This is a genomic window from Methylobacterium sp. WL19 (assembly GCF_008040005.1).
Lineage (GTDB): Bacteria > Pseudomonadota > Alphaproteobacteria > Rhizobiales > Beijerinckiaceae > Methylobacterium > Methylobacterium bullatum.
In genome coordinates this window covers 1-569 of the sequence record NZ_VRVC01000305.1, presented here as the reverse complement: position 1 = coordinate 569, position 569 = coordinate 1, and the positions used below count along the sequence as shown (strand labels likewise).

Sequence of the window (569 nt, the reverse complement as noted above, 5' to 3'; positions counted from 1 at the left end):
CGGATGCTGTTGTAGTGCCTGCGCCATTGCTCGATCACGACGCTGGCCTCCTTGAGGGTGTAGAACACCTCGCCGTTGAGGAGTTCATCCCGCAGCTTGGCGTTGAAGCTCTCGCAGTACCCGTTCTCCCACGGACTGCCCGGCTCGATGTAGGCGGTCTGCGAGCCAACCGCCGCGATCCAGTCCTGAACGGCCTTGGCGATGAAGTTCGGACCATTGTCGGAGCGGATATGACCCGGCACTCCACGTAGGCTGAACAGGTCCGAGAGTACGTCGATCACGTCGAGGGCCTTCAGCTTGCGGGATACACGGATCGACAGGCACTCGCGCGTGAACTCATCGATCACGTTCAGCATTCGATACTTCCTGCCGTTGTGCGTGCGGTGCTCGACGAAGTCGTAGGACCAAACATGGTCGGGACGCTCCGGCCGTAAGCGAAGGCAGGAGCCGTCGTTGAGCCAAAGGCGTGCCCGTTTCGGCTGGCGAGCGGGAACCTTGAGCCCTTCGAGCCGCCAGATGCGTTCAACGCGCTTTACGTTCACCGTCCAGCCGTCGCGCCGGAGCAGGGC

Annotated in this window: 1 protein-coding gene; it reads right to left on the bottom strand. The window is 62.2% G+C overall.

What is annotated here, in order from left to right:
* On the bottom strand, positions 1 to 569 hold a 569-nt coding region (locus FV220_RS25215), incomplete at both ends, for an IS3 family transposase (protein ID WP_147833596.1).